Origin of the sequence: Actinosynnema pretiosum (assembly GCF_024171695.1) — a bacterium.
In the GTDB taxonomy this organism is placed as follows: Bacteria; Actinomycetota; Actinomycetes; order Mycobacteriales; family Pseudonocardiaceae; genus Actinosynnema; species Actinosynnema pretiosum.
Genome location: NZ_JAMTCF010000006.1, coordinates 198,393 through 224,016, shown reverse-complemented (window position 1 = coordinate 224,016; position 25,624 = coordinate 198,393). Strand labels below are relative to the sequence as shown.

Sequence of the window (25,624 nt, the reverse complement as noted above, 5' to 3'; positions counted from 1 at the left end):
CCCTGGTAAACGCTTTCCAAGGAGGCGGGAACCATGGCAGCGCGAAGCCTGGGCGTGGTGATGAACGGGGTCACCGGGCGCATGGGGTACCGGCAGCACCTGCTCCGCTCGGTGCTCGCGATCCGCGAGCAGGGCGGCGTCCCGCTCGCCGACGGGTCGCGGGTGCAGCTCGAACCGGTGCTGGTCGGGCGGAACGGGGCCAAGCTCGCCGAGATCGCCGAGCGGCACGGGCTCAGCCGGTGGACCACCGACCTGGACTCGGCGCTGTCCGACGACGGGTGCCCGCTGTACTTCGACGCGCAGCTGACCTCGGTGCGGGAGAAGTCCATCGTGCGCGCCATCGACGCGGGCAGGCACGTCTACACCGAGAAGCCCGTCGCCGAGACCGTCGAGCAGGCCCTCGAACTCGCGCGGCTCGCCGAGGCGGCCGGGGTGAAGAGCGGGGTGGTGCACGACAAGCTGTACCTGCCCGGCCTGCTCAAGCTCAAGCGGCTGGTGGACGGCGGGTTCTTCGGGCGGGTGCTGTCGGTGCGCGGCGAGTTCGGCTACTGGGTGTTCGAGGGCGACTGGCAGCCCGCGCAGCGGCCCTCCTGGAACTACCGGGTCGAGGACGGCGGCGGCATCGCCGTGGACATGTTCTGCCACTGGAACTACGTGCTGGAGAACCTGTTCGGCCGGGTCGAGGCGGTCACCGCGAAGGTGGCCACGCACGTCGACCAGCGGGTGGACGAGCGCGGCGAGAGCTACGCCGCCACCGCCGACGACGCCGCCTACGCGATCTTCGAGCTGGCAGGGGGCGTGATCGCCCAGGTCAACTCCTCGTGGTGCGTGCGCGTGCACCGGGACGAGCTGGTGGAGTTCCAGGTCGACGGCACGCACGGCAGCGCCGTCGCCGGGCTGCACCGCTGCGTCGTGCAGCCCCGCGCCACCACGCCCCGCCCGGTGTGGAACCCGGACGTGCCCGAGCCGACCTCGTTCCGCGACCAGTGGCAGGAGGTCCCGGACAACACCGAGTTCGACAACGGGTTCAAGGCCCAGTGGGAGCAGTTCGTGCGGCACGTGGTGGAGGACGGCCCGCACCCGTACGACTTCCTGGCCGGGGCGCGCGGAATCCGGCTGGCCCGCGCCGGTCTGCGCTCCTCCGCCGAGGGGCGCCGCGTCGAGCTGGGGCAGCTGTGAGCGCGCGCGTCACCCTCCCCGGCGGTCGGGTCCACGTCCTGCGCGACCCCGTCCGGCGCCGCACCTCGCCGGGGCCGTTCACCTCCAGGGTCGCGTTCGCCGCCGCCCACGTGGTCGCGGACCCGTTGGGGGACAACGCCCCCGGCGCGCCCGCCGCCGTCGACTGGGAGTCCACGCTGGCGTTCCGCAGGCACCTGTGGGCGCACGGGCTCGGCGTCGCCGAGGCGATGGACACCGCCCAGCGCGGCATGGGCCTCGACTGGGCCGCCTGCCGGGAGCTGATCCGGCGCAGCGCCGCCGAGGCCGGGCGCGGCAGGCTCGCCGCCGGTGCGGGCACCGACCACGCGGAGAGGGTGTCCGATGTGGACGGTGTGCTGCGCGCGTACGCCGAGCAGGTCGAGTTCGTGCAGTCCACCGGCGCGCAGGCCATCGTCATGGCCAGCAGGCAGCTCGCCCGCGTCGCGACCTCCGCGCGCGACTACCGGTGGGTCTACGACCGGCTGCTGCCGCAGGCCGACGAGCCGGTGATCCTGCACTGGCTGGGCACCGCGTTCGACCCGAGCCTGGCGGGCTACTGGGGGAGCGCGGACGTCGCCGAGGCGACCAAGGCGTTCCTGGACCTGGTGCACGAGCACCGGGACCGGGTCGACGGGGTCAAGGTGTCGCTGCTGGACGCCGGGCACGAGCGCGCGCTGCGGGCCGAGCTGCCCGACGGCGTGCGGCTCTACACCGGCGACGACTACCACTACCCGGAGCTGGTGCTGGGCGAGGGCGGACGGTCCAGCGACGCGCTGCTCGGCGTGTTCGCCGCGATCGCGCCCGCCGCCTCCGCCGCGCTGCGCGCGCTGGACGAGGGCGACACCGCGACCTACCTGGCCGAGCTGGAGCCGACGCTGCCCCTGGCGCGGCACGTGTTCGCGCCGCCGACGTTCTACTACAAGACCGGGATCGCCTTCCTGGCCTGGATCAGCGGGCTGCAACCGGGGTTCACCATGATCGGCGGGCTGCACGGCGCCCGGTCCGTGCCGCACCTGGTGCAGGCGTTCCTGCACGCGGACGCGGCGGGCCTGCTGCCCGACCCGGAGCTGGCCGCGCACCGGCTGTCGCTGCTGCTCGACGCGGCGGGCGTGGCCAGGTGAACCGCCTGTCGCTCAACCAGAAGACGGTGAACGGGCTCGGTCTGGCGCAGGCCGTGGACGCGTGCGCGCGGTTCGGCATCGGCTCCATCGGGGTGTGGCGGGAGCCGCTGCACGAGTTCGGCGTCGAGCGCGGGGTGGAGCTGGTGCGCGCGTCCGGGCTGCGGGTGTCCTCGCTGTGCCGGGGCGGGTTCTTCACCCGGCCCGACCGGGACGAGGCGCTCGCCGACAACCGGGCCGCGATCGACGAGACCGCCGCGCTGGGCGCGGACTGCCTGGTGCTGGTGGTCGGCGGCCTGCCCGCCGGTTCCCGCGACCTGCCCGGCACGCGCGAGCGGGTGCGGTCGGTGCTCGCCGAGCTGGTCCCGCAAGCGGCGGACCTGGGGGTGCGGCTGGCGCTGGAGCCCATGCACCCGATCTACTGCGCCGACCGGGGCGTGCTGTCCACGCTCGGGCAGGCGCTCGACCTGGCCGAGGAGCACGACCCGTCGGTGGTCGGGGTGGTCGTGGACACCTTCCACGTGTGGTGGGACCCGGACCTGCCCGCGCAGGTGGAGCGGGCGCGCGGGCGGATCGCCTCGTTCCAGGTGTGTGACTGGATCACGCCGCTGCCCGCCGACGCGCTGCTCGCGCGCGGGGTCATGGGCGACGGGCACGTGGACTTCCGCGCCGTCGCCGACCTGGTCGCCGCCGCCGGGTACCGGGGCGACGTGGAGGTGGAGATCTTCAACGCCGACCTGTGGGCGATGGACCCGGACGAGGCGGTGGCGCTGGTCAGGGACCGCTACGCCGAGCACGTCGGGTGGTAACCGGTCCACTGTGGAGGGTGCGCGCGGCGTAGTAGGCTGCCGCGCGGACTTCTTCCGGAGGTGGCGGTGACGGCGAGCAGGCCGGGGGGACGGTCGGCGCGGGTGCGCGACCAGGTGCTGGCGGCGGTGCTGGAGCTGCTGGCCCGCGACGGGCTGCGCGGCCTGCGCTACGAGGAGGTCGCCGAGCTGGCCGGGGTGCACAAGACCAGCGTGTACCGCAGGTGGCCCACCCGCGAGGCGCTGGTGTCCGAGGCGCTCTCCGACTTCGCCGAGCGCAACGCCGCCCTGCCCGACACCGGCGACCTGCGGACCGACCTGGTGGACTACCTGTGCGCGCTGGTGGCGGTGGGGGACAGCCCGCAGGGGCGGGCGCTGAACGCGGTGCGCTGGGCGGGGATCACCGAGGACGGTGAGCTGCGCGCGCTGCTGCGCGGGGTGTGGGGGCGGCGGCTGGAGTCGTTGCAGCGCAGGCTGGAGCGGGCGGTGGCGGACGGGCAGCTGCCGTGGGCGGACGCGGAGCTGCTGGACGGGCCGCTGAGCGGGGCGGTGCACCAGCACGCGCGCCTGGGCGGCGAGCTGACGCGGGCCCGCGCCGAGCTGCTGGTGGACGTGGTGCTGGCGGGCGTCCGGGCGGTGCCGAGGCCCTGAGGGGTCGAGTCGTGACGGGGACCGCGGTCGCGCGCGGCCCCGGCCGGGTGTTCCGGGGCCGCGCGCGGCGCGTCAGACGCGTGCCGGGCGATCGTAGTCCGGCAGCGCCAGTGAGTTGATCGCGCGGTTCTGCTCGGGCGCGAGGTCGCCCTCGCCCATCGTCGTCAGCGCCGCGTTGCGCGCCTCCAAGGCCTCCTCGGTGCGCGGGACCAGCCTGGCCGCGCCGTCGTCGGCCAGCCCGTGGTTCAGGTCCACGTACTCGCGCATCACCTCGCGGTACGCGGCGAACGCCTCGGCGTGGTCGTCGCGGGTGGCCAGCTCGCCCGCCAGCACGCACGCCCCGACCAGGGCGAGGCTGGTGCCCTGGCCGGTGGGGAACGAGGGGCCGAACGCGGCGTCCCCGACCAGCGCGACCCGGCCGCGCGACCAGTCCGCCATCCGCACCTGGCACACCGAGTCCGCGTACACGTCCTCGGCGCGGTCCAGCGCGGTGAGCAGGTCGGGCACGACGCCGCCCGTGCCCGCGAACGCCGCGCGCACCGCCGCCACGATCTCCGGCGTCGAGCTGCGGGCGGTGGCGAGCGGGCCCTCGGCGGCGGTGACCAGGAAGCCGTGGGAGAGGCCGCTGTCGTCCGGGGTGTAGATCGCCGCGATGCGGCCGGGGGCGTTCTGCATCCTCGCCTCCCGGACCATGCCGTCCGGGGTGGGCACGGTGAACCCGGCGAAGCACAGGCCGAGCGGGCGCAGGAACGGGGCCTCGTCGCCGAACGCCAGCCGTCGCACGGCGGAGTGCAGGCCGTCCGCGCCGACGACCAGGTCGAACACCTCCTCGGCTCCGCTCGCGAACGTGACGCGCACGTCGTCGCCCCGGTCGTCCAGCGCGGTGATCGACTCGCCGAAGCGGTAGTCGACCCCGGTCCCGGTGCTCGCGTGCAGCAGGGCGGTGAGGGTTCCCCTGGGGACCTCGATGTCACGGCCCCCGGTGCCGCCGGTCATGGCGAGCGGGTCGATCTCGGCGAACGGCTCGCCGCCTGCGTCGAGGAAGGTGATGCGGCGCAGGTCGACGTGCGCCCCGGTCGCGTCGGCGAGCACGCCGGTGCGGCGCAGCGCCTCGACGGCCGGGCCGCGCACGTCCACGGGGTAGCCGCCGGTGCGCAGGGCCTCTGCGCGCTCGACGACGGTGACCCGGAAGCCCGAGCGGGTGAGCAGGTTCGCCAGCGCGGGGCCCGCGATCCCGGCTCCGAAGATCAGGACGGTGGTCATGGCGCTCCTCCTGGTGGGGGTGGGAAGATCGACAACGTTAACGCAACCAAATGTAGCGTTAGTTGCGCGAGGGTGCCACGAAGGGGTGAACGGGTGGTTCCGGTGATCGGGCGGGAAGCCTGGTGTCCGCGCTGGTCGTCGGGGTATGCCTGGGGGACGACCGCACGGAGGTGGCCGCATGACCGCACTGCTCCCGCACTTCGACACCACCGTGGTGGCCGAGTGGCCACCGGGGACGTTCGTGGAGAACCTCGCGCCGGGCGGGCGTGGGCGCTGGCTCGTCACGCTGGCCTCGCACCGCCGCGTCGACGTCGTCCAGCCCGACGGCGCCCACCGCCCGCTCGCCGAGTTCCCGCACCCCGCCACCGGCATCGCGCCCGTTCCCGGCGGCGCGCTCGTGCTCACCGGACCGCTCGGCGAGGCGGGCTGGCGGCTGGTGCGGGTGGGCGCGGAGGTGGGCGTCCGGGACGTGTGCGAGCTGCCCGACCTGCGCTTCGGCAACGGCATGACCTGGGTCGGGGACGAGCTGCTGATCGCGGACTCGGCGCTGGGCGCGGTGTTCGCCGTCGACCCGGCGAGCGGGCGCGCGCGGGTGTGGCTGCGCCACGAGCTGCTCGCCAGGCAGGACCCCGGCTCACCGTTCCCCGGTGTCAACGGGATCGCGGCGCACGCCGGGCAGGTGCACCTGACCAGCACCGATCGCGGGCTGCTGCTGCGCTGCCCGGTGGACGCGGCTGACCCGGCCGCCGAGGTGGAGGTCGTGGCCACCGGGGTGTGCGGGGACGACCTGGCCGCCACCGACGACGGGGCGCTGTGGATCGCCACGCACACCGGGGACAGCGTGGTGCGGTGGTTGCCCGGCGGTGGGCTGGAGGAGGTCGCCGGGGTGCGGCAGGGCGCGGCGGGGGCGACGGCGGTGGCCGTGGACCCGGAGGCGCCGGACGTGCTCTACGCGACCACGAACGGGGGGATGACCCGCTCGCGCGGGCGGGCTCCCGGACCGGGGCGGCTGCTGCGGATCACCCGACGGGCGCGGTGATGGCGCGGGGCGGCGGCGGTGGTGGCGCGTACGTGCTGCCGCCGCCGTCCCGTCACGCCGTGGTCAGAGCGCGGCCTTGAGCGCGCGCTCGATCCGGTCGCCGACCGGCTTGGCCTGGGTGGCGATGAAGAAGTGCCCGCCGGGGAACACCTCCAGCTCGAACTTCCCCGTGGTGTGCTGCTCCCAGGCCGCCGCCTCCTCGACGGTGGTCTTCGGGTCGGCGTCACCGGTCAGCACGGTCAGGTCGGCGGTGATCCTGCGGTCCGGCGGGCAGCTGTAGGTCTCGATCGCGGTGTAGTCGGCGCGGATCGCGGGCAGCGCCATCCGCATCAGCTCCTCGTCGTCCAGCAGCGCGGAGTCGGTGCCGCTCAGCGCGCGGACCTCGGCGAGCACGCCCCGGTCGTCCAGCAGGTGCACCCGCTCGTCGGCGCGCGTGTTCGGCGCCCGGCGGCCGGAGGCGACCACCCCGCGCGGGCCCGCGCCCTCGCGCTCCAGGCGCACCGCCGTCTCGAACGCCAGCGCCGCGCCCATGCTGTGCCCGAAGAACACCGTGGGCTTCGCGGGGAGCTCGCGCAGCACGGCGGTGACCAGGTCGGCCAGCCGCTCCAGGTCGGCCACGCACGGTTCGAGGCGCCGGTCCTGGCGGCCGGGGTACTGGAGCGCCACGACGTCCCAGGACGGGCCGAAGCGGGCGGAGACCGGGTGGTAGTAGCTCGCCGAGCCGCCCGCGTGGGGGAAGCACACCAGTCGGGCGGGCGCGGTCGGGTTCGGGTGGTAGCTGCGCGCCCACCGGGCTGCGGTCTCGTCAACGATCACCGGCTCGCGGTCCTCTCGTCGGGGGCCTGCGCCGGAACGGAGGGCGGCCCCGAGTCATGATCGGGGGAACGGTACCGCCGCCGGGGGCGCGGACCCCGGTGAACCGCCGGGGGTCAGGGGGTGGTCCGCGCGGTTGTGGGGGCCCCTACCGGTGCTGGTCAGGGCGGTCGTGGCTCGGACGCGCCGGGCGTCGCTGCGCCACCCCGAAGCCCGTGTTGTGCGGGGCGGGTGGTCAGCCGAACAGCAGGTAGGGGCCGATCACGTCGCCGCCGGGCGCGAGGTCCGTCGCGGGGCCGTCGTCCACCAGGAGCGCGAAGTGCAGCGCGACGGCGTCGGCCGCCCCGCGACCGGCCCGGCACAGGGTGGTGACCAGGTCGGGCAGGTGCGGGGCGCCGCGCAGCAGGTGGGCGCGCTCGACGACGACGGCGAGGTCGGTCTCGCCGGGCCAGTCGCCGTGCGGGTGGCGCAGGGCGTCGGCGAGGGCGGGCCAGTCGTCCGGTGGTGCGGGGAGGGCGAGCAGGTGGGCGAAGGCTGTGAAGGTGGCGGCGGGGTCGGCCAGGTCGGCCGAGTCGACGTGCCTGACGACGCCGCCGTCCTCGCGCAGGCGGGAGAGCTGGGCGGGCACGAGCGGGGTCTCGCGCGGGGCGCAGACGACCCACGGGCTGGTGCGGCGGGTGAGGTCGAACGGTTCGAGGGGCACGGCTCCTCCCGGTGGGCTCGCGGCGGGCCCAGGGTCCCACCGGTTCCGGGTTCGAGCCACCCGACTGGAGCAGCGGTCCCTGCGCCGGTCAGCGGACCAGGCCGCCCTCCCACATGCGGATCGCCACCTCGGTGCGGTTCCGGGCGCCCAGCTTCTGCTGCACGCTCGTCAGGTGCGACTTCACCGTCGACAGGGTGATCGACAGCCGCTGGGCGATCTCCGCGTTCGTGCCGCCCCTGGCCACCGCAAGCGCCACGTCCAGCTCGCGCGCGGTCAGCGGGGTGGCGCTCGCGGGTGGGGTGCGGGGGCCCTCGCGGGTGAAGTCGCGCAGCAGGCGGGTGGTGATCTGCGGTGACACCAGGGACTCGCCGCGCGCGGCCACGTGCACCGCCTCCACCAGCAGGCGCGGGCCCGCGTCCTTGAGCAGGAAGCCGCACGCGCCCGCCAGCAGCGCGGCGTGCAGGTTCTCGTCCAGGTCGTAGATGGTCACCACGACCACCCGCAGCGGGTCCGGGACGCCCGGTCCCGCCAGCAGCTCGGTCGCCCGGATGCCGTCGACCTTCGGCATCCGCAGGTCCATCAGCGTCACGTCCGGCCGCAGCTGCCTGGCCAGGCGCACCGCCGCCTCACCGTCCGGGGCTTCGGCGACCACCTCGATGTCGTCCTCGGCGTCCAGGATCAGCCGGAAACCCGTGCGCACCAACGTCTGGTCGTCCGCGATCAGCACCCGCAGCACCCGTCACACCCCTCTCGGCGCGGTCGTCGGCAACCGCGCGCCGACCCGCCACCGGCCGCCGTCCTCGAGGCCCGCGCTCAGCTCGCCGCCCAGCGCGCCCACCCGCTCCCGCATCCCCACCAGGCCGAACCCGCCCGCGTTCGGCTCGCCCGCGCCGTCGTTGACGACCTCCAGCAGCCAGTCGCCGCCGTGCCTGCGCGCGCTCACCACGACCTCGGTGGCGTCCGGGGCGTGCTTGCGGGCGTTGGTCAGGCACTCCAGCACCACCCGGTGCACGGTCGTGGACAGCTCCGGCGGCACCTCCGCGCTCGCCACGTCCTCGGCCAGCTCGACCCGCGCGTTCGGGGTGTCGCCGACCGCCGAGCGCACCACCTCGCCGAAGTCCGCGCCGGGGCGGGGGACCGCGTAGTCGGGGCTGCGCAGCATCCCGACGACGCGGCGCATCGCGGTCAGCGCGTCCGACCCGGCGGCCTCGATCTCGGCGAACACCTCGTCCGAGCCGCCGAGCACGCGGGCCGCCTGCGCGCGCACCACCACGCCGCTGACGTGGTGCGCCACCAGGTCGTGCAGCTCGCGCGCCAGCTGCATCCGCTCGCCGACCCGCACCCGGTCCAGCTCGGCGCGCTGGCGGGCGTCAGCGTCGCGCAGCAGCAGGCCGACCGCCACGCCGCCCGCCCACAGGACCGTGACCGGGACCGCGAGCAGCGCGAGGGGCTCGCCGATGCCGTAGCGGGCGACCGGTGCTGCGGCGACGACCAGGAGGGCGGTGACGGCGAGTGGTCCGGCGTGCTTCGCGGGGAGGCGTCGGCAGACCGCGCCGACGAGCAGCGCGACCGCGACGGCCTCGGCGGCGACCGGTTCCGGGGTGGCCTCGGGGACCAGGGAGCGGAACAGGGTGCTCGCCGCGGACAGGGCCAGGGCGGCGCAGGTGAGCGGGGCGAGGTGGTGCGGGAAGCGGCGGCGCAGCGCGGCCAGGACGGCGGTCGCGGCGCCCGCGGCGGGGGCGGCGGAGGTGAGGAAGGAGGCGGTGGCGCCCTGGGGGAGGGGGTGGAAGCGCAGCGACAGCACCAGGTCGACCACGACGGCGCCGAGGAGCGCCGCCACCTCGGCGGCGAGCACTCCCCGGCGCGCGGGCGCTGCGACGGCCATGCCGGTGATCATCCCGGGCGCCGGGTCACGACGCGCGCCGGACGCTCGCGACGTAGGCGTTGGAGTCGGGCGCGTAGGCGCCGAGGACGGCGGCGGCGGAGATGCCGAGGAGGCCGTACTGGTTGAGGCCGCTGTCGGGGAGGGTGAAGACGGAGACGGCCTCGAAGACGGTCATGAGGGTGATGACGACCCTGGCCCAGTTCCTGCCCGCCTTCACGCGGAAGGCGAGGTAGAGGTAGAGCGCGGCGAACAGGGCGCCCACGGCGATGAGGAAGGCGCGTTCGGCGGGTTTGTCGGCGAGGGCGTCGGAGGTGGCCGCTCCGGCGAGGGTGACCAGGCTCATGGCGGTGCTGATCAGGAGCATGGCGAAGGAGAAGACGATGGTCTTGGGCGGGGTGAGGTGGGTCGGTGCGGTGGTCATGGGGGGAACGCTAGGGAGGGGGTGGAGTGGTTGCAGGGCAAGGAGGAGAAGAGTGGACTTGCGGAGGAGGGCCCTAGTACTCGGGGACTAGGGGAGTGGTGGTTAACCGATTGCGGCCGTGCGGGGCGGGTTTCGATGATCGGGGCGTGACTTACTCGATCGTGGCGCGGGATTCGGTGACCGGGGAGTTCGGGGTGGCCGTGCAGAGCGCGGTGTTGGCGGTGGGGACCGCGCCCCGTGACGCCGCCGTGCTGCTCCGGTGGTTGGCGGGGTGAGGCGGGCGCGGCTTCCCGCGCCCGCCTCACGAAGTGGGAGGGTCAGTGGCGGAAGCTCGAGTTGATCTGCTCCCGCACCCTCGCCCGCAGCGCGGGGTCGCCCGTCGGGACCACCTCGGCCGTCAGTTGAGTGCTCGCCGGTTCGCGGATCGGGCCGTCCGCCGGGTGCACCCCGTCCTCTCCCGGCAGGGGGAGGCCGGGGCAGGTCAGGGTGTTCGGCCTGGAGCCGTGCAGCAGGAAGACGTTCACGGCGCCGTCCACGCACGGGTTGCCGTCCACGGCGTACTGGCCGTGCATGGTCGCGTCGGTCACCTGCACGAGGCCGACGCCCGGTGCGGCCCGCACGGCCGCGCGGGCCTGCTCGTAGCCGGTCTGCGGGTCGAACTCGCCCTGCACCACCAGGACCCGGTCCGCCACCTGCGGGGGCAGCGCGGGGAGCTGGTGGCGGGGCGCGTCCGTCCAGTAGCCGCAGGCCTGCCACAGGCCGTACGCCCAGCCGAACACCGGCCACTTCGGGCCCTGCCGGTCGCTCAGCGCCTTGTTCCGCGCCGCCGTCCTGGTCACCTCGTCGCCGCAGGTCACCGCGTAGTACGTGCCGGGGTACGGGGTGTAGTCCGCCAGCGCCTCGGCCACCGCCGCCGGGGTCAGGGCGGACAGGGGCACGCCGAACTCGCGGGTCGTCGCCTCGTCCACGCGGGCCCGCAGCGCGTCCGGGACCTCGGGCTGCTCGCCCTGCGCCGCGACCAGCACCGCCGCGGACAGCAGCCAGGCCAGCTCGCTGCCCAGGCCGACGAAGATCCGGTCGTACGCGTCCGGCGCCACGCCCTGCTCGGCGTACACCTCCCTGGCCCGCTCCCACGCGCCGCGCGGGTCGTCGCCCACCGCGTCGGGGAACTGCCTGGACAGCCACGGGAAGTACTGCCGCTCCAGCTGCCGGTGGCCGATCTCCGGCCACGCCTCGAACGCCGCCTGCAACCGGCCCTGCCAGTTCACGCTGGAGTCCAGCACGACCTTGCCGACCTTCTCCGGGAACAGCGACGCGTACTTCGCGCCCAGCCACGAGCCGTACGAGTAACCCAGGTAGTGCAACCGCTCCTCACCGAGCAGCGCGCGCACCAGGTCCACGTCGTGCGCGGTCTGCCAGGTGGTGATGTAGGGGGTGAGCGCGTGGCTCTGGCACGCCTCGGCCACCGCCCTCGGCTCCTTCGCGTGCTCGGCCAGGCTCGCCGCCGAGCGGTCCCGCGCGTCGAGCAGCCCGGTGGGCAGCCGGTCGGTGGGCACGTCGCAGGTGAACGCGCTGCCCTCGACGCCCTCCCGCCCGGTGCCGCGCGGGTCCATGCCGACCAGGTCGTACGCCCCGGCCAGGTCCGGCGCGAGCGCGGCCAGCGCGCCTGCCAGACCGGAGCCCTGGGCTCCCGGTCCGCCGGGGTTGACCAGCATCGCGCCCTGGCGCTCGCCGGTCGCCCTGCTGCGGCTGATCGACACCTCCAGCTCGGCCCCGGAACCGGGGTTCGCCCAGTCCCTCGGCACGGTGATCAGCGCGCACTCCAGCGGCGCCGCCGGGGTGAACGCGCACTCGCCCCAGGAGACCTCCTGGTCCGCGTACTTCGCGGCGGGGTCGGGCGGGTCCGCGTGCGCGAGTGGTGCGGCGGTCAGCGCGAGCGCTGCCGCCATGACAACGGATACCTTGTTCCGCAAGGGTTTTCCCCTCGTCTGGTTGCGGATGTCCGGCACCCACCCTGGTCGACCCCGCCCGCCCGGCGCGTCCTCCGCGCGCAGTAGATCCACCGCGTGGTCTAGTCCTCGCGGGGGTGGCGGGGGTGACTACGGTGTCACCCGTGCCCACCGACGCCCCTCCGGTCGTGCTGCGCCGCTACGCGCAGTTCGCCGTCGACCACCTGCTCGCCGCGGTGGTCTCGGTGCTGTTCGCCATCGGGTTGTTCGCGCTCGCGCTGGTGCTGATCGACCAGGGCGTGCTCAGCCGCTCGGTCGGCCCCTACGTCATCCCGACCGTGGCCTGGTCGTACGCGGCTGCGCTGCTGCTGACCGTGCTGTGGGCGCAGGTCTGGTCGCCGCTGCGGCACGGCGGCGCGTCGCCGGGGATGCGGTTGCTGGGCCTGCGGGTGCGCACGCTCGACGGCGGCGAGCCGACCCTGGGCGCGTACCTGCTGCGGTGGCTGGTGATGGCCGTCGACGGGCAGCTGTTCGGTCTGGTCGGCGCGGTGCTGATCGCGGTCACGCCCCGGCGGCAGCGGCTCGGGGACGTCGTGGCGCGCACGGTGGTGGAGCGGGTGCGGCCCGGCGGGACCGCACCCGAGCCCGGTCAGACCTCCAGCGCGGCCAGGTAGTCCGCGAACGTGCGCTTGCCCCGGTCGTGCTCGCCTGAGGGGGTGAGCGCGCCGGACGCGAGCTGCGCGCCGACCTCGCCGAGCTCCTGCACCCTGATCTCCCTGCGGTCCCCGGTCCGCTCGAACAGCCGTCGCGCCATCTCCTCCAGGGTCAGCTTCTCCTGCCCCGCCAACGGCTTCGCGTACCCCTGCGGCTCGCCGGTCACCAGCTCGACCAGGCGCTCGGCCACGTCCTCGGTCGCCACCGGCTGCGACAGCATCGGCATCAGCTCCACCACGTCGCCCTCGGCGCGCGCCGTGTTCTGCTCGGCGAACTCGAAGAACTGGGTGGCCCGCAGGATCGTCCACGGGACCCGGCCCTCGGCGACGATCCGCTCCTGCGCCCGCTTGCCGTAGTAGTAGCCCAGGTCCACGTCGTCGGTGCCGACGATGCCCAGCACCACCAGGTGCTCGACGCCGTGCCGCGCGCAGCCCTCGACCAGGGCGGTGGCCACGGCCCCGAAGAACCGCTCGGCGCTCTCCCGGTCCCACACGGCGCTGTTCGACACGTCGATCACGCCCGCGCACCCGGCGAGCGCCGCGTCCAGGCCCTCGCCGGTGACCAGGTCGACCCCGCGCGAGGGGGACAGCACCACGGCCTCGTGCCCGGCCGACTCCACCGCCGCGACGACCTTGCGCCCCACGGTCCCGGTGCCGCCGGCCACTGCGATCTTCATGAGTTCCTCCGCTGTTCGATGTGCTCACCAGGGGGACGGGAGCGGGGAGCGGGGTGTGACAGGTGATTCCAAATATTCCTGCACTATCGCTTCAGTGTCAGCCGAAACCAGATCCGGCCCCGGATGCCGGGCAGCGCACGCCCCCGATCCGGGCCAAGCTCGGAACGGCTGCGATCACCGCTGGAGCAGGGAGGCCTCATGCACGACGACCGGCTGCTGGTGGAGCGGCGGCTCGCCCGCGTCCTGGACGAGCGGATCAGGCCCGCCGTGCACGACGAGCGCAGGCCGCTGGCGGTCGAGCGGTGGCACGCCGGTTCCGCGCCCGTCCCGGTCGCCGCCGCGCTCGCCGCCGACTACGAGCCCACCGCCACCGGCGAGCCGTGGGGACCGCCCTGGGCCACCACCTGGTTCCGGCTCACCGGCGAGGTGCCCGCCGAGTGGGCGGGGAGGGCGGTGGAAGCCCTGGTGGACCTGGGGTTCACCGACCGGATGCCCGGATTCCAGTGCGAGGGCCTGGCGCACACCGCCGACGGCGCGCCGATCAAGGGCGTCAACCCGCGCAACGCCTGGGTGCCCGTCGGCGACCCGGTCGACGGCGGTGAGCACGTCCACCTGCTGATCGAGGCCGCCGCGAACCCGGTGATCCTGTTCGGCGGCGTCACCGACCTCGGCCACCCGGACACGGCGGGCGACCGGCCGCTCTACCGGCTCGGCCGGGTCGAGCTGGCCGTGCGCGACGCCACCACCGCCGAGCTGGTCCACGACCTGGAGGTGCTCGGGCAGCTCATGGCCGAGCTGGACACCCGCGACCCGCGCCGCTGGGAGGTGCTGCGCGCGGTCGAGCGGGCACTGGACCGGGTCGACCTCGGCGACGTCACCGGCACCGCCGGGGCCGCGCGCGCCGAGCTGGCCGACGTGCTCGCCAGCCCCGCGAACGCCAGCGCGCACCGGGTGGTCGCGGTCGGGCACGCGCACATCGACTCGGCCTGGCTGTGGCCGCTGCGCGAGACCGTCCGCAAGGTCACCCGCACCACCGCGAACGTCACCGCCCTCATGGACTCCCACCCGGAGCTGGTGTTCGCCATGTCGCAGGCGCAGCAGCTCGCCTGGCTCAAGGAGCACAGCCCCGAGGTCTACCGGCGGGTGAGGGAGCACGCGGCGGCCGGGCGGTTCGTGCCGGTGGGCGGGATGTGGGTGGAGTCGGACACGAACCTGCCGGGTGGTGAGGCGCTGGCCAGGCAGCTGGTGCACGGCAAGCGGTTCTTCCTGGACGAGTTCGGCGTCGAGTGCGCGGAGGTGTGGCTGCCGGACTCGTTCGGCTACTCGGCCGCGCTGCCGCAGCTCGTTCGGCTCGCGGGCGCGAAGTGGTTCCTGACGCAGAAGATCTCCTGGAACCAGACGAACAGGTTCCCGCACCACACCTTCGACTGGGAGGGCATCGACGGCACCCGCGTGTTCACCCACTTCCCGCCGGTGGACACCTACAACGCCGAGCTGACCGGCGCCGAGCTGGCGCGGGCGTCGGCGAACTTCGCCGAGAAGGGCAGGGCGCGGCTGTCGCTGGTCCCGTTCGGGCACGGCGACGGCGGGGGCGGGCCGACCAGGGAGATGCTGGCGCGGGCCGCGCGCACCGCCGACCTTGAGGGCTCGCCGAGGGTGCGGATCGCCGCTCCCGCCGAGTTCTTCGCCGAAGCGCGGGCCGAGTACCCGGAGCCGCCGGTGTGGGTGGGGGAGCTGTACCTGGAGCTGCACCGGGGCACGTACACCAGTCAGGCGCGCACCAAGCAGGGCAACCGGCGGGGCGAGCACCTGCTGCGCGAGGCCGAGCTGTGGGCGGCTGCCGCCGCCGTGGCCGGGCTCGCCGAGTACCCGCACGAGCGATTCGACCGGATGTGGAAGGTGCTGCTGCTGCACCAGTTCCACGACGTCCTGCCGGGCAGCTCGATCGCCTGGGTGCACCGGGAGGCCGAGCGGGCGCTGGGGGAGCTGGCCGAGGAGCTGCGGGAGCTGGTGGCGGACCGGCAGCGGGTGCTCGCGGGCGGCGGGGAGGGGGAGGTGGTGTTCAACGCCGCGCCGCACGCGGTGGCCGGGGTTCCCGCGCTGGGGGCGGGTCCGGTGGAGGAGGGGCGGGACGAGTGCGCGGCGTCCACTGTGGACGGTTCGGTGGTGCTGGACAACGGGGTGCTGCGGGTGGTGGTGGACGCGCGCGGGCTGGTCGTGTCGGTGCTGGACCTGGCCGCCGGGCGCGAGGCGGTGCCGGAGGGGATGGCGGCCAACCTGCTCCAGCTGCACCCGGACCTGCCCAACGACTGGGACGCCTGGGACGTGGACCCGTTCTACCGCAACACCTCCGTCGACCTGGTCGACGGCCGGGTCGCGCTGGAGGGCGGCGGGGTGGTGCGGGTGGAGCGGGAGTTCGGCTCCTCGCGGGTGGTGCAGCGGCTGCGGTTGGCCGGGGCGCTGCTGGAGGTCGACACCGAGGTGGACTGGCACGAGCGCGAGAAGCTGCTGAAGCTGGCGTTCCCGCTGGACGTGCACGCCGACCGGGCCGCCGCCGAGATCCAGTTCGGGCACGTGCACCGGCCCGTGCACACCAACACCAGCTGGGACGCCGCCCGGTTCGAGGTGTGCGCGCACCGCTGGGTGCGCGTGGGCGAGCCGGGGTACGGGTTCGCGGTGGTCAACGACTCCACCTACGGGCACGACGTCACCAGGGGCGTTGGGGAGCGCGGCACGTGGACGTCGGTGCGGCTGTCGCTGCTGCGCGCCCCGCGCTTCCCGGACCCGGAGGCCGACCAGGGCGTGCACCGGATGCGCTGCGCGCTGGTGGTGGGCGCGGGCGTGGCCGACGCGGTGCGCGAGGGCTACCGGATCAACCTGCCGCCGCGCCGGGTCCCCGGTTCGGCGCGGGTGGCCCCGCTGGTGGCGGTGGCGAACCCGGCGGTGGTGGTGGAGGCGGTCAAGCTCGCCGACGACCGGTCGGGGGACGTCGTGGTGCGGCTGTACGAGTCGCTGGGCGGTCGGGCGGCCACCGCCCTCACCACGTCCTTCCCGGTGACCGGAGCGGCCGTCACGGACCTGCTGGAGCGGCCGTTCGAGGGGGACGGGCGGGAGGTGGACCTGGCGGCGATCGAGCTGCGGCCCTTCCAGGTGCTCACGCTGCGCCTGGCGCGGGGGTGACGGGGGAGGGGGAGGAGGGGAGCGGGTGGGGTGACCGGGGCTGCGGGCGGCTGGTGCTGCGGCGGCGGGGCGGTGACTTGGCGGCGGACTGGGCGGGGCCGGGCGGCGGTGGGCGGCGGTTCTGCGGCGGGTGCTGCGGGTGCGGAGCGCTCGGTTTGACCCTGCCCTTGGGGCAGTGCCGAGACTCGCCGCCATGAGTGCTGCCGAGGAACTCCCGCTCGACCCGCGCCGCCGTCCCGGCTGGCCCGAGGTCGGGGTCGCGCTGCTGGTCGCGGCCGTCCTGTACGTCGGCGGGGCGGTGGTCGCCGCCCTGCTGCCCGCCGGTTTCCCGGTGTCGCCGGGGCAGGTGAACTTCCTGATCTCCGGGCTCGCGCCGCTGGGCGCGTTCGCCGCCGCCGTGCTGGTCCGGCTGCGCGACGTGCGGCCCTTCGGCGTGCGGTCCGCGCGTCCGCGCTGGCTGCTCGCCGGGGTCGGGGCCGGTGCGGTGTGCTTCGCGCTGAGCTGGCCGGTCGCGGCGGCGTTCGACCGGTTCTTCCCCGGTTCCGAGGTGGTCCAGGAGGGCTACCGGGACGCGGCGGCGGCAGGTGCGGGGTCGCTGGTGGTGACGGTCGTGCTCGGCGGGCTGCTGACTCCGCTGGGCGAGGAGGCGCTGTTCCGGGGCGTGCTCGCGAACTCCCTGCTGCGCTGGGGCCCGTGGGTCGCGGTGCCGGTGAGCGCGGCGGTGTTCGCGGTGGCGCACGGGATCAACGACGTCCTGCCGATCGCGTTCGTGGTCGGGCTGGCCACCGGGCTGCTGCTGCGGCTGTCCGGTTCGGTGTGGCCGGGGGTGCTCGTGCACGTGGTCTACAACAGCGCGGGCGTGCTGTACCACGGGATCACCGGCGGCTGAGGGGGCGACCCCGCCCGGCCGACCCCGCTCGGTCAGCCCTCGTTCGGTCAGCCCGCCTGGTCGGCCAGGGCGTGCGCGCGGGCCAGTGCGCGCAGCTGGGCGGGGTTGAACCGCTCCGCGAAGGCGTTGCCCAGCGCCGACTCCGCGGGCGCGGGGCCGCGCGCGGCCCTGGAACCGGGGTCGGCCAGCCACGGGAACCGCTCCCGGTCGCGGCGGATCGACGCGGCCAGCCGGGCGGCCAGCTCCTCGACCGCCGCGTCCCCGGCGTCCTCGGGCAGGTGGTACAGCTCGGCGCCGGGGCCGCCGTCCCCGGCCTCGGCCATCAGGGCGCGCAGGTCGTCCAGCGCGTCGGCGCCGAACGCGGCCGAGACCACCGCCAGCAGGTCCCGGTCCTCCTCCGACAACCCGTCCACGACCGGGGCGAACGGCGCGGGGGTGTCCAGCGGCGCCCGGTGCTCGCGCAGCACCGCCAGGTCCGCGCGGGCCCGGCGCAGCCGCTCGATCGACTCCGCCAGCTCGGCGTCGATCGCGTCCACCGCGCCGTCCCCGGCGTCGTCCGGCAGCCGACCGGCGTCCTCCAGCTCGCGGATGCGCGACAGCGTCAGGCCGAACCCGGTCAGCCGCTTGATCCGCAGCACCCTGGCCAGGTGCGCGGCCTCGTACCGCTTGTACCCGTTGGGCCCGCGCTCGGGCAGGTCGAGCAGCCCCATCCGGTGGTAGTGCCGGACGGTCTTGACGGTCGCGCCCGCCAGGTCGGCGAGTTCGCGCGTGCTCCACCCCACTGGCCGCTCTCCCCGTCCGGTCGGCTGCTCGGTCGGGGACCAGGGTCCCGCGTCAGCGCAGCGGCGTGTGCGCCGGGTCCACGCGCTCGCCCTCGGCGACCGGTCCGGGCGCCGTGCCGTCGCCGAACGGCCTGCCGCCCAGCGCCTCGCGGCCGTGCGGGGTGACCCAGCCGGACAGGTCCGGGCCCAGCGGCACGATCCCGTTCGGGTTCAGGTCGCGGTGCACCTCGTAGTAGTGGCTCTTGATCTGCGCGAAGTCGACCGTGTCGCCGAAACCGGGGGTCTGGAACAGGTCGCGGGCGTAGCCCCACAGCGCGGGCATCTCGGCGAGCTTGTTCCGGTTGCACTTGAAGTGCCCGTGGTAGACCGGGTCGAAGCGCACCAGCGTGGTGAACAGCCGCACGTCCGCCTCGGTGATGGTGTCGCCGACCAGGTAGCGCTGCCCGGTCAGCCGCTCCTCCAGCCAGTCCAGCGTCGTCCACAGCCGCTCGTACGCCTCGTCGTAGGCCTGCTGGCCACCGGCGAAGCCGCACCGGTACACGCCGTTGTTGACCTCGGTGAACACCCGCCGGTTGACCTCGTCCAGCTCGTCCCGGCGCCGCTGCGGCAGCAGGTCGGGCGCGCCGTCGCGGTGGTGGGCGCGCCACTCGGTGGACAGGTCCAGGGTGATCTGCGCGAAGTCGTTCGTGGCCACCTCGCCCGTCGTGGTGTCCACGATCGCGGGAACGGTGATGCCGCGCGGGTACTCCGGGTCGCGCTTGAAGTACGCCTCCTGCAACCGCTCGATGCCCAGCACCGGGTCGCGGCCGTCCGGGTCCAGGTCGAACGTCCACGAGCGCTCGTCGTGCGTGGGACCGGGCAGGCCCAGGGAGAGCGCGTCCTCCAGGCCCAGGAGGCGGCGCACGATGATCGCGCGGTTCGCCCACGGGCAGGCGCGCGCGGCGACCAGGCGGTACCGGCCGGGCTCGACCGGGTAGCCCTCGGCGCCGTCGGCGGTGACCCTGGTGGTGAGGTAGCGGGTGTCGCGGGTGTAGGCCTTGCCCTTGACCGAGTACGTGCCGCCCCGGCCGTGCTCGGGGTTTTCGCTGGTGGCGGAGTCGCTCATGATCGCGAGCCTACGTCAGCGGCGCGCTCCCGGCCCGGTGTCGCCGCCGCGCCCGCGTTCCCGCCCGGCCGCCGGGCGCCCCGGTCCGGTGTGGTCGTTCCGGCGGGCCGCGAGGCTTCCCCGCCCGCCGCCGGGCGAAGCGGTTCCGGTCGGCGCGGCGGCCCCGCGCGGAGGGTGCGGGCGCGCGTTTCCCCGCACCGGTGCGGAACTTCCGCTCCGCTGAGCGGAAAGGGGTTGCCGCGTCACGGGGTGCGGCCCCCGCGCGGCTTTACGGACGCACGACTTCCCCGCGAGCCCCGGCAAACGGGCGCACCGGATCGGGCGGTGGAACCAGAGCTTCCACGTGGTTTGACGGGATCGCTCCCGGCTTCCTAGCCTGTGCAGACCGCTGGGCGCTCCCCGCCCCGCCCGGCGGGCGCCGTGTCCCGGCCGAGGCGCCCGACCGGTGCAGCGGCCCGCAGCGGGAGGAGCATGTCGTGCGCTTCACCGACAGGGTGGTCCTGGTGACCGGTGCGACCGGCGGTATCGGTCGCGCCGCGGCGTTGGCGTTCGCCGAGGAGGGGGCGCTGGTCGTCCTCGCGGCGCGGAACCCGGTGCGGCTGGCCGAGGTCGCCGACGGGGTCGCCGGTGCGGGCGGGCGCGCGGTGCCCGTGCCCACCGACGTGTCCGACCCGGTGGCCGTGCGGGCGCTGTTCGAGGTCGTCGCCGGGTGCGGCGAGCTGGACGCCGCCGTCAACGACGCCGGGATCTGGGGCGGTGAGCGGTGGGGCGCCGAGTGCTGGGCGCCCGAGGTGCGCGGCGCGGCCCCGTCCGGGGAGGACGGGCGGTGGCGGCGCGCGCTGGAGGTCGACCGGGGCGGCGCGTGGCGGTGCCTGCGGGGCGAGCTGGCGCTGGTGCGCGAGGGCGGCGTGATCGTGGACGCGGTGTCGGTGCTGCGCGGGCAGGTCTCGTCGGGCGAGCACTACGGGCGCGGCGTGCGGTTGAGCGGGCCCGCGCGCCCGCCGGGCGAGACCGGGGCCGAGCGCGCCGGGGTGCTGCTGGGGCTGGGGCGCCTCGGCGGGCTCCTGGAGGCGTCGCGCGAGCTGGTGCGGGTCTGCGCGGAGGAGTCGGTGCGCACGGCGCCCAGGGCCCCCAAGGGCGAGCAGCGCCGCGTTCCGGCCCAGCGGTCCCCGGAGCAGCCGCAGGAGGCCGTCGCGGCGGTGCAGGGGCGCAAGCACAAGCGCGGGTCGCGCGGGCGCCGGGAGCGCAGCGCGGACCGGGTGTGAACCCGCCCGGTTGATAACGGATTGGTAACGCCCTCGCGTGCGCGGGAGGGTGAGGACACCCCGCGGAACTCAGGGGTGGTGCCGCAGCGGCGGGGTCCGTTGGATCACCCAGCGGTGGGAGCGTTTCCAGAACCCACCGGAAGAGCTGGTCCCCGCCCGCGAAGGAGGAACGAGATGAAGCAGCGGTCGCTCGCCGCCGCCCTGCTGGTCGCGGCAGGCATGGCCGTCCCGGTCGTCACCGCCACCGGGGCGCAGGCCGACGCCGCCCTGTGCGGCCAGTACGACAGCACGCAGATCCAGGGCAGGTACGTCGTGATGAACAACCGCTGGGGCGGCGACGCCCAGCAGTGCGTCGACGTCACCAACTCCGGGTTCCGCCTCACGGCGCAGAAGGGCAGCAAGCCCACCGACGGCGCGCCCCTGTCGTACCCGGCCGTCTACGGCGGCTGCCACTACGACAACTGCTCGCCCGGCACGAACATGCCGGTCCGGATCGGCGACATCGCCAGCGCGCCTACGTCGATCAGCTACGGCTACAACGCGTCCGGCACCTACAACGCCGCCTACGACATCTGGATGGACCCCTCGCCCAAGCGCACCGGGGTCAACCAGGTCGAGCTGATGATCTGGCTCAACCGGCAGGGCCCGATCCAGCCCATCGGCAGCCGCGTGGGCAGCGCCACCATCGCCGGGCGCGCCTGGGAGGTGTGGCAGGGCAACAACGGCGGCAACGACGTCGTGTCCTACCTCGCGCCCTCGCCCATCCCGAGCCTGTCGTTCGACGTCATGGACTTCGTCCGCGACGTCGACAACCGCACCCAGGTGTCCACCTCGTGGTACCTGACCAGCGTGCAGGCCGGGTTCGAGCCGTGGCAGGGCGGCGAGGGGCTGTCGGTGGACAACTTCTCGCTGGACGTCCGCACCCGCTGAGCCCGAGCTGATCGGGGGCCGCCGCCGACCGGCCTCGGCGGCGGCCCCGCCCCCGAAGGCGTGCGGGTCGAGATCGTGAGGTTGAACGCCCGATCCGGGGGAAAACACCCACCGGAACCGATTCGGAGGGCAGTCACGACATGAGCGACCAGCACGACCACGCCACCCACGAGCGGCACCCCCAGCCCGAGGACCAGCACGGCCAGAGCCAGCCGCACCCCGGCTCCGGCGAGGACATGGACCCGCGCCCCGACCACGGCGAGGGCACCTACCGGGGCAGCGGCAAGCTCGACGGCCGCCGCGCCGTGATCACCGGCGGTGACTCCGGCATCGGCCGGGCCGTCGCGCTCGCGTTCGCGGCCGAGGGCGCCGACGTGCTGCTGTCCTACCTGCCCGAGGAGCAGGACGACGCCGAGCGCACCGCCGAGCTGGTGCGCGAGCGCGGGCGCAAGGCCGTGCTCGTGCCGGGCGACATCACCGACGAGGCGCACTGCGGCGAGATCGTCGAGCGCGCGCTGTCCGAGCTGGGCGGCATCGACGTCCTGGTGAACAACGCCGCGCACCAGATGGCCCAGGAGGACGGGCTGCTCGGCATCACCACCGAGCAGTTCGACCGGGTGCTCAAGACGAACCTGTACGCGATGTTCTGGCTGTGCAAGGCGGCCGTGCCGCACCTGGGGCCGGGGTCGACGATCATCAACACCTCGTCCATCCAGGCGACCGACCCGTCGCCGCAGCTGCTCGACTACGCCACCACCAAGGCGGGCATCGTGAACTTCACCAAGGGGCTCGCGATCGACCTGGCCGAGCGGGGCGTCAGGGTCAACACGGTCGCGCCCGGCCCGGTGTGGACGCCGCTGATCCCGGCCACCATGCCGGAGGAGGCCGTGGCGAACTTCGGCGAGCAGGTGCCGCTGGGGCGGGCCGCGCAGCCGGTCGAGCTGGCGCCCGCGTACGTGTTCCTGGCCTCGGCCGAGTCCAGCTACATCACCGGCGCGGTGATCCCGGTGACCGGCGGGAAGCCGTTCAACTAGCGGCCTTCCGGGGCGCGGTCCCGAGCGGGGACCGCGCCCCGGCCGTCAGCGGGGGAGCGGCTCGCCGAGCAGACGGGCGGCCGAGGCGCGCACGGCCTGGTCCTGCGCGACGAGGTCCCACGCGCGGCTGGAGCCGATCCGGCGCGGGCTGTCCGCGACGGCGCGGGCGAGCGCGGGAGCGTCCGCGTCCAGCGCGCCGATCCCGGCGAGGCGGCACGCGGCGGTGATCCGGTCCTCGTCGGTGGTGGGCCGAGCGGAGTCCCACTCGCGCAAGACCTCCCGCAGCGCCGGGTCGGTCGGCCTGGCGGTGATCGGGCCGCGCAGCACGTCGGCGTGGGCGCGCAGCGGGACGAGCACCTCGGCCAGGTCGGCCGGGCGCGGCCAGAGCCGCCGGTGCACCGGGTGCGCGCCGCGCGTCGGGTTGAACGACAGGTCTTCCTCGCCCAGCAGCTCGACCAGTCCGGGCAGGCAGCGCGGGTCGTCCTGCCTGGCCAGCGCCCAGAGCGCGGCCTCCCGCAGACCGCCGCGCTCCCGGTCCGCCAGTTCGGCCAGCCGGTCGGCGTGCTCCCGCGCCTCCGGGCCCAGGTGCGCCAGCAGGATCGCCGACCAGCGCCGCACCTCGGAGTTGTCGTCGTCCAGCAGGACCACCGGGATCGGGACGCGCCACCTGCGGGAGATCCGCATCGCGCAGCCCAGCGCGGCCAGCCGGTGCGGTGCGCCGCCGCCCGCCGCGACCCCGGAGGCGAACGCGGTGGCCGCCGCGGGGTCCCCGCCGAGCAGGTCGAGCGCGCCGAACACCGCCTGGCTGACCGGGTCCGCGCGCGGTTCCCAGTGCAGCCAGCCGGAGTCCGCGCCCGCCGCGTCGTCCAGGACCGCCGCGACCAGCGAGTCCACGTTCTCCTGCGGCCAGGTGAACTCGGGGGAGCGCAGGGCGTGCGCGGCGGCCAGCCGGATCAGCGGGTCGTCGTCGCGCAGCAGCGCGGGATCGGCGTCCACGCCGGACGACCGCGCGAGGTCGTGCCGCACGCCCCGGTCGGTCTCGACGTCCCAGCGGGCCCGCAGCACCGGCCCGTGCCCCCGGACGGCCGAGGACACCAGCCGCGTCGCGTGGCGGCGCACGCGCGGGTCCCCGTCCGCCAGGAGCGCGACCAGCCGGGGTTCCAGGGCCCGCCACACCGGCGACGTCCCGTTCAGGACCGACAACCGCGCCAGCAGCCGGACGACCCGGTGCCGGTGGCGCCGGGCCGGGGCGGAGGCGAGGTCGGCCAGCCGGGGCAGGAGGTCCCCGGTCGACTCCCGCCACTCCCACCCGAGCGCGGCCTCCAGCCCGGCGATCCCGCGCGCGGCCTCGTCGCGGTCGGCGCTCGCGGCCTGCGCCAACCGCTCGGCGGGTGGCGCCGACGGGTCGGATTCCCGCGCCGGCGGCACGTGGTCCTGCTCGGTCACTCGTGGACCTCCTCGTGGGGTGGTTCGGACGTCACCGGGGGAGCGGTTCGCCGAGCAGGCGGGAGGCGGACACGCGCACGTGCTGGTCCTCCGCGATCCGCTCCCGCGCGAACAGGTACCACCCCTCGCGGCGGCTGATCCGATCCGGGCGGTCGGCGAGGGTCCGCGCGAGCGCCAGGACCTCGCCGTCCGCCGTGCCGATCTCGGCGAGGTGGCGCAGGGCCTTGGCGCCCTCGGAGTGGAAGCCGTCCCGGAGCAGCGCGGCGACGCGGGCGAGCGCAGGCGTCACCTCGTCCGCGTCGCCAGTGATCCGCCACAGCGCGTGGCACGCCGCCACGAGCCGGTGCTTGTCCTCGGTGGTGGCCAGGACCTCCCGGAGCACCACCGCCGCAGCGGGGTCGTGCGAGGGGAACGAAGCAAGCGAGTAAGGGGGCCGCAGCCGGCTCGAGGTCAGCTCGGCCAGGCTCGGCAGCGGGGTCGCGCCGATTTCCCACAGCGCCTGCACCGCCCACGGCTCGGCGACGGCGCGCAGCGCGTCGGCCGCGCCGATCGCGCCCGGCCCCATCCTCCCGATGGTCAAGGCCACCAGGGCGTGGTGCTTCCCCGGCACGGCCAGCAGGTCCACCAGCGCCGGAAGCGCGGGCAGCGCGGCCGGACCCCACGAGGCGAGCACCCCGAGCAGCCGCCAGCCGTCCGTCTCACCCAGGGGGGCGGCGACCAACCGCTCGGTGGTCGAGGGGAGCAGGGCGTCCGCGTGGCCGCGCAGCAGGACCAGCACGTCGGTCAGCCCGATGTGGAACGGCCAGGGCGCGTGCTCCAGGGGGCTGATGCCCCTGGTCGGGGTGAACGAGAGCACGTCGCCGCGCAGCAGTTCGACCAGTCCGGGCAGGCAGCGGGGATCGTCCTGCGTGGCCAGCGCCCACAGGGCCGCTTCCCGCAGGCTTCCCCGCTCCCGGCCCGCCAGTTCGGCCAGCCGGTCGGCGTGCTCCCGCGCCTCCGGGCCCAGGTGCGCCGCCAGCACGGCCGCCCACCGGCGCACCCTGGGCGCGCTGTCGTCCAGGAGGCGTCCGACCAGTTCGACGGGCGCCGGGTCGCGCCATCGGCCGAGGGCGCGCATCGCGCAGCCCAGCGCGGCCAACCGGTGCTGGACGCCGCCGCGCGCCGCGACACCGGTGGCGAACTCGGCGACCGCGCCGGGATCGCCCGCGAGCAGCTCACCCGAGTCCCGCACCACCTGGCCGATCGGCGTCGCCCACGATTCCCAGTCCAGCCAACCGGACCCCGACCAGGTCGTCTCGTCCAGCGCGTCGCCGACCAGCGCCTCGACCCCCCGACCGGCGTGCGCGCCCAGCGCCCTGAGCAGGTCGTGCCGCACCCCTGGGTCCGCCTCGACCTCCAGGCGGGCGCGCAACGCCCGTTCGGGGGCCCGGACGGCGCACGCCACCAGCCGCGTCGCCTGGCGGCGCACGAGCGGGTCGGCGTCGGACAGCAGCGCCGTCAGCCCCGGTTCGCACTCGGGTGGGACCGGTGTCGACCTCGGCCAGCCGGGGTCGGTCAGCCGGGCGAGCAGCCGGGTGATCCGGGGGCGGTGGTGCGTCCCGGCGTCCGAGACCAGGGTCACCAGGTCGGGCAGCAGGTCCGCGGTGGCCTCGTCCGGCTCCCAGCCCACCGTCGCCTCCAGCCCGGCGATCCCGCGCGCGGCCTCACCCGGATCGGCGCTCGCGGCCGGCGCCGCCCACTCGGCGGGCGGCACCGCCG

24 protein-coding genes are annotated in these 25,624 nt (G+C 75.3%); 12 read left to right on the top strand and 12 right to left on the bottom strand.

Going from position 1 to position 25,624, the window contains the following annotated elements; all coding sequences use genetic code 11:
- The first annotated feature begins 33 nt into the window (after window positions 1–33).
- The 4 genes from LV78_RS14330 (at window position 34) to LV78_RS14315 (ending at window position 3,772) form a co-directional block, all read left to right on the top strand.
- The gene (locus tag LV78_RS14330; protein ID WP_253845761.1) at window positions 34–1,179 is read left to right on the top strand and encodes a Gfo/Idh/MocA family protein; all 1,146 of its coding nucleotides are present in this window, start codon (window positions 34–36) and stop codon (window positions 1,177–1,179) included.
- Window positions 1,176–2,318: a dihydrodipicolinate synthase family protein gene (locus LV78_RS14325; RefSeq protein ID WP_253845760.1), complete on the top strand. Its 1,143-nt coding sequence runs from the start codon at window positions 1,176–1,178 to the stop codon at window positions 2,316–2,318. The genes LV78_RS14330 and LV78_RS14325 overlap by 4 nt, the downstream gene beginning before the upstream one ends.
- On the top strand, window positions 2,315–3,124 hold the full coding sequence (locus tag LV78_RS14320; protein WP_253845759.1) for a sugar phosphate isomerase/epimerase family protein: 810 nt from the start codon (window positions 2,315–2,317) through the stop codon (window positions 3,122–3,124). The genes LV78_RS14325 and LV78_RS14320 overlap by 4 nt, the downstream gene beginning before the upstream one ends.
- A 66-nt stretch (window positions 3,125–3,190) precedes the next feature.
- Window positions 3,191–3,772, top strand: a complete 582-nt coding sequence (locus LV78_RS14315; protein ID WP_308208713.1) for a TetR/AcrR family transcriptional regulator — start codon at window positions 3,191–3,193, stop codon at window positions 3,770–3,772.
- 72 nt (window positions 3,773–3,844) lie between these two features.
- Here LV78_RS14315 and LV78_RS14310 read toward each other — a convergent pair whose 3' ends face one another.
- On the bottom strand, window positions 3,845–5,035 hold the full coding sequence (locus tag LV78_RS14310) for an FAD-dependent monooxygenase (protein WP_253845758.1): 1,191 nt from the start codon (window positions 5,033–5,035) through the stop codon (window positions 3,845–3,847).
- A 178-nt stretch (window positions 5,036–5,213) separates the two neighbouring features.
- Here LV78_RS14310 and LV78_RS14305 point away from each other — a divergent pair, with 178 nt between their 5' ends.
- Window positions 5,214–6,074 carry an SMP-30/gluconolactonase/LRE family protein gene (locus LV78_RS14305; protein ID WP_253845757.1) on the top strand — a complete coding sequence of 287 codons (861 nt, stop codon included), beginning with the start codon at window positions 5,214–5,216 and terminating at the stop codon, window positions 6,072–6,074.
- 63 nt (window positions 6,075–6,137) lie between these two features.
- Here LV78_RS14305 and LV78_RS14300 read toward each other — a convergent pair whose 3' ends face one another.
- The 5 genes from LV78_RS14300 to LV78_RS14280 form a co-directional block, all read right to left on the bottom strand.
- Entirely contained in the window at window positions 6,138–6,890 is a 753-nt protein-coding gene (locus LV78_RS14300) for a thioesterase II family protein (RefSeq protein ID WP_253845756.1), read from the bottom strand.
- A gap of 232 nt (window positions 6,891–7,122) precedes the next feature.
- Window positions 7,123–7,590, bottom strand: coding sequence for a hypothetical protein (locus LV78_RS14295; RefSeq protein WP_253845755.1), 468 nt, complete (start codon window positions 7,588–7,590; stop codon window positions 7,123–7,125).
- Window positions 7,591–7,678: 88 nt separating this feature from the next.
- Window positions 7,679–8,326, bottom strand: a complete 648-nt coding sequence (locus tag LV78_RS14290) for a response regulator (protein ID WP_253845754.1) — start codon at window positions 8,324–8,326, stop codon at window positions 7,679–7,681.
- A gap of 3 nt (window positions 8,327–8,329) precedes the next feature.
- Window positions 8,330–9,475 (bottom strand): sensor histidine kinase, encoded by a 1,146-nt coding sequence (locus tag LV78_RS40735; RefSeq protein ID WP_301306521.1) that lies wholly within the window; start codon window positions 9,473–9,475, stop codon window positions 8,330–8,332.
- 25 nt (window positions 9,476–9,500) lie between these two features.
- The gene (locus LV78_RS14280) at window positions 9,501–9,896 is read right to left on the bottom strand and encodes a hypothetical protein (protein WP_253845753.1); all 396 of its coding nucleotides are present in this window, start codon (window positions 9,894–9,896) and stop codon (window positions 9,501–9,503) included.
- Window positions 9,897–10,042: 146 nt separating this feature from the next.
- On the opposite strand from LV78_RS14280, the gene LV78_RS14275 reads away from it, so the two are divergent.
- A complete protein-coding gene (locus LV78_RS14275) occupies window positions 10,043–10,171 on the top strand; it encodes a DUF1028 domain-containing protein (protein ID WP_253845752.1) in 129 nt (42 codons plus the stop codon).
- Window positions 10,172–10,213: 42 nt separating this feature from the next.
- On the opposite strand, the gene LV78_RS14270 is transcribed toward LV78_RS14275, so the two are convergent.
- A complete protein-coding gene (locus tag LV78_RS14270; protein ID WP_253845751.1) occupies window positions 10,214–11,845 on the bottom strand; it encodes an alpha/beta hydrolase in 1,632 nt (543 codons plus the stop codon).
- Between the two features lie 164 nt (window positions 11,846–12,009).
- Here LV78_RS14270 and LV78_RS14265 point away from each other — a divergent pair, with 164 nt between their 5' ends.
- Window positions 12,010–12,519: an RDD family protein gene (locus tag LV78_RS14265; protein WP_253845750.1), complete on the top strand. Its 510-nt coding sequence runs from the start codon at window positions 12,010–12,012 to the stop codon at window positions 12,517–12,519.
- On the opposite strand, the gene LV78_RS14260 is transcribed toward LV78_RS14265, so the two are convergent.
- Complete coding sequence (locus tag LV78_RS14260; protein WP_253845749.1) at window positions 12,495–13,235, bottom strand: SDR family oxidoreductase; 741 nt, start codon at window positions 13,233–13,235, stop codon at window positions 12,495–12,497. The genes LV78_RS14265 and LV78_RS14260 overlap by 25 nt on opposite strands.
- Window positions 13,236–13,433: 198 nt before the next feature.
- Between LV78_RS14260 and LV78_RS14255 the strand changes: the two genes are divergently transcribed.
- Both LV78_RS14255 and LV78_RS14250 read left to right on the top strand, forming a co-directional pair.
- On the top strand, window positions 13,434–16,415 hold the full coding sequence (locus LV78_RS14255) for an alpha-mannosidase (protein ID WP_253845748.1): 2,982 nt from the start codon (window positions 13,434–13,436) through the stop codon (window positions 16,413–16,415).
- Between the two features lie 193 nt (window positions 16,416–16,608).
- Entirely contained in the window at window positions 16,609–17,304 is a 696-nt protein-coding gene (locus LV78_RS14250) for a CPBP family intramembrane glutamic endopeptidase (protein WP_253845747.1), read from the top strand.
- Between the two features lie 47 nt (window positions 17,305–17,351).
- On the opposite strand, the gene LV78_RS14245 is transcribed toward LV78_RS14250, so the two are convergent.
- Window positions 17,352–18,086: a helix-turn-helix domain-containing protein gene (locus tag LV78_RS14245; RefSeq protein WP_253845746.1), complete on the bottom strand. Its 735-nt coding sequence runs from the start codon at window positions 18,084–18,086 to the stop codon at window positions 17,352–17,354.
- A 52-nt stretch (window positions 18,087–18,138) separates the two neighbouring features.
- The gene (locus tag LV78_RS14240; protein WP_253845745.1) at window positions 18,139–19,191 is read right to left on the bottom strand and encodes a glutathione S-transferase family protein; all 1,053 of its coding nucleotides are present in this window, start codon (window positions 19,189–19,191) and stop codon (window positions 18,139–18,141) included.
- Window positions 19,192–19,667: 476 nt separating this feature from the next.
- Here LV78_RS14240 and LV78_RS14235 point away from each other — a divergent pair, with 476 nt between their 5' ends.
- From LV78_RS14235 to LV78_RS14225, 3 genes are all read left to right on the top strand, one after another.
- Window positions 19,668–20,456 (top strand): SDR family NAD(P)-dependent oxidoreductase, encoded by a 789-nt coding sequence (locus tag LV78_RS14235; RefSeq protein ID WP_308208712.1) that lies wholly within the window; start codon window positions 19,668–19,670, stop codon window positions 20,454–20,456.
- Between the two features lie 174 nt (window positions 20,457–20,630).
- Window positions 20,631–21,386, top strand: coding sequence for a GH12 family glycosyl hydrolase domain-containing protein (locus tag LV78_RS14230; protein ID WP_253845744.1), 756 nt, complete (start codon window positions 20,631–20,633; stop codon window positions 21,384–21,386).
- A gap of 140 nt (window positions 21,387–21,526) precedes the next feature.
- Window positions 21,527–22,420, top strand: a complete 894-nt coding sequence (locus LV78_RS14225) for an SDR family oxidoreductase (protein WP_253845743.1) — start codon at window positions 21,527–21,529, stop codon at window positions 22,418–22,420.
- Window positions 22,421–22,465: 45 nt separating this feature from the next.
- Here the strand turns inward: LV78_RS14225 and LV78_RS14220 are convergent, their stop codons facing one another.
- A complete protein-coding gene (locus LV78_RS14220) occupies window positions 22,466–23,866 on the bottom strand; it encodes a HEAT repeat domain-containing protein (RefSeq protein WP_253845742.1) in 1,401 nt (466 codons plus the stop codon).
- Window positions 23,867–23,897: 31 nt separating this feature from the next.
- Window positions 23,898–25,619 (bottom strand): HEAT repeat domain-containing protein, encoded by a 1,722-nt coding sequence (locus tag LV78_RS14215; protein ID WP_253845741.1) that lies wholly within the window; start codon window positions 25,617–25,619, stop codon window positions 23,898–23,900.
- Window positions 25,620–25,624 lie beyond the last annotated feature (5 nt).

What these genes read in the sequence shown, in the direction of transcription:
- LV78_RS14330 (WP_253845761.1), top strand. Translation starts at nt 34, where the DNA reads ATGGCAGCGCGAAGCCTGGGCGTGGTGATGAACGGGGTCACCGGGCGC.
- LV78_RS40735 (WP_301306521.1), bottom strand. Translation starts at nt 9,475, where the DNA reads ATGGCCGTCGCAGCGCCCGCGCGCCGGGGAGTGCTCGCCGCCGAGGTG.
- LV78_RS14280 (WP_253845753.1), bottom strand. Translation starts at nt 9,896, where the DNA reads ATGACCACCGCACCGACCCACCTCACCCCGCCCAAGACCATCGTCTTC.
- LV78_RS14305 (WP_253845757.1), top strand. Translation starts at nt 5,214, where the DNA reads ATGACCGCACTGCTCCCGCACTTCGACACCACCGTGGTGGCCGAGTGG.
- LV78_RS14250 (WP_253845747.1), top strand. Translation starts at nt 16,609, where the DNA reads ATGAGTGCTGCCGAGGAACTCCCGCTCGACCCGCGCCGCCGTCCCGGC.
- LV78_RS14240 (WP_253845745.1), bottom strand. Translation starts at nt 19,191, where the DNA reads ATGAGCGACTCCGCCACCAGCGAAAACCCCGAGCACGGCCGGGGCGGC.
- LV78_RS14260 (WP_253845749.1), bottom strand. Translation starts at nt 13,235, where the DNA reads ATGAAGATCGCAGTGGCCGGCGGCACCGGGACCGTGGGGCGCAAGGTC.
- LV78_RS14310 (WP_253845758.1), bottom strand. Translation starts at nt 5,035, where the DNA reads ATGACCACCGTCCTGATCTTCGGAGCCGGGATCGCGGGCCCCGCGCTG.
- LV78_RS14255 (WP_253845748.1), top strand. Translation starts at nt 13,434, where the DNA reads ATGCACGACGACCGGCTGCTGGTGGAGCGGCGGCTCGCCCGCGTCCTG.
- LV78_RS14270 (WP_253845751.1), bottom strand. Translation starts at nt 11,845, where the DNA reads ATGGCGGCAGCGCTCGCGCTGACCGCCGCACCACTCGCGCACGCGGAC.
- LV78_RS14225 (WP_253845743.1), top strand. Translation starts at nt 21,527, where the DNA reads ATGAGCGACCAGCACGACCACGCCACCCACGAGCGGCACCCCCAGCCC.
- LV78_RS14230 (WP_253845744.1), top strand. Translation starts at nt 20,631, where the DNA reads ATGAAGCAGCGGTCGCTCGCCGCCGCCCTGCTGGTCGCGGCAGGCATG.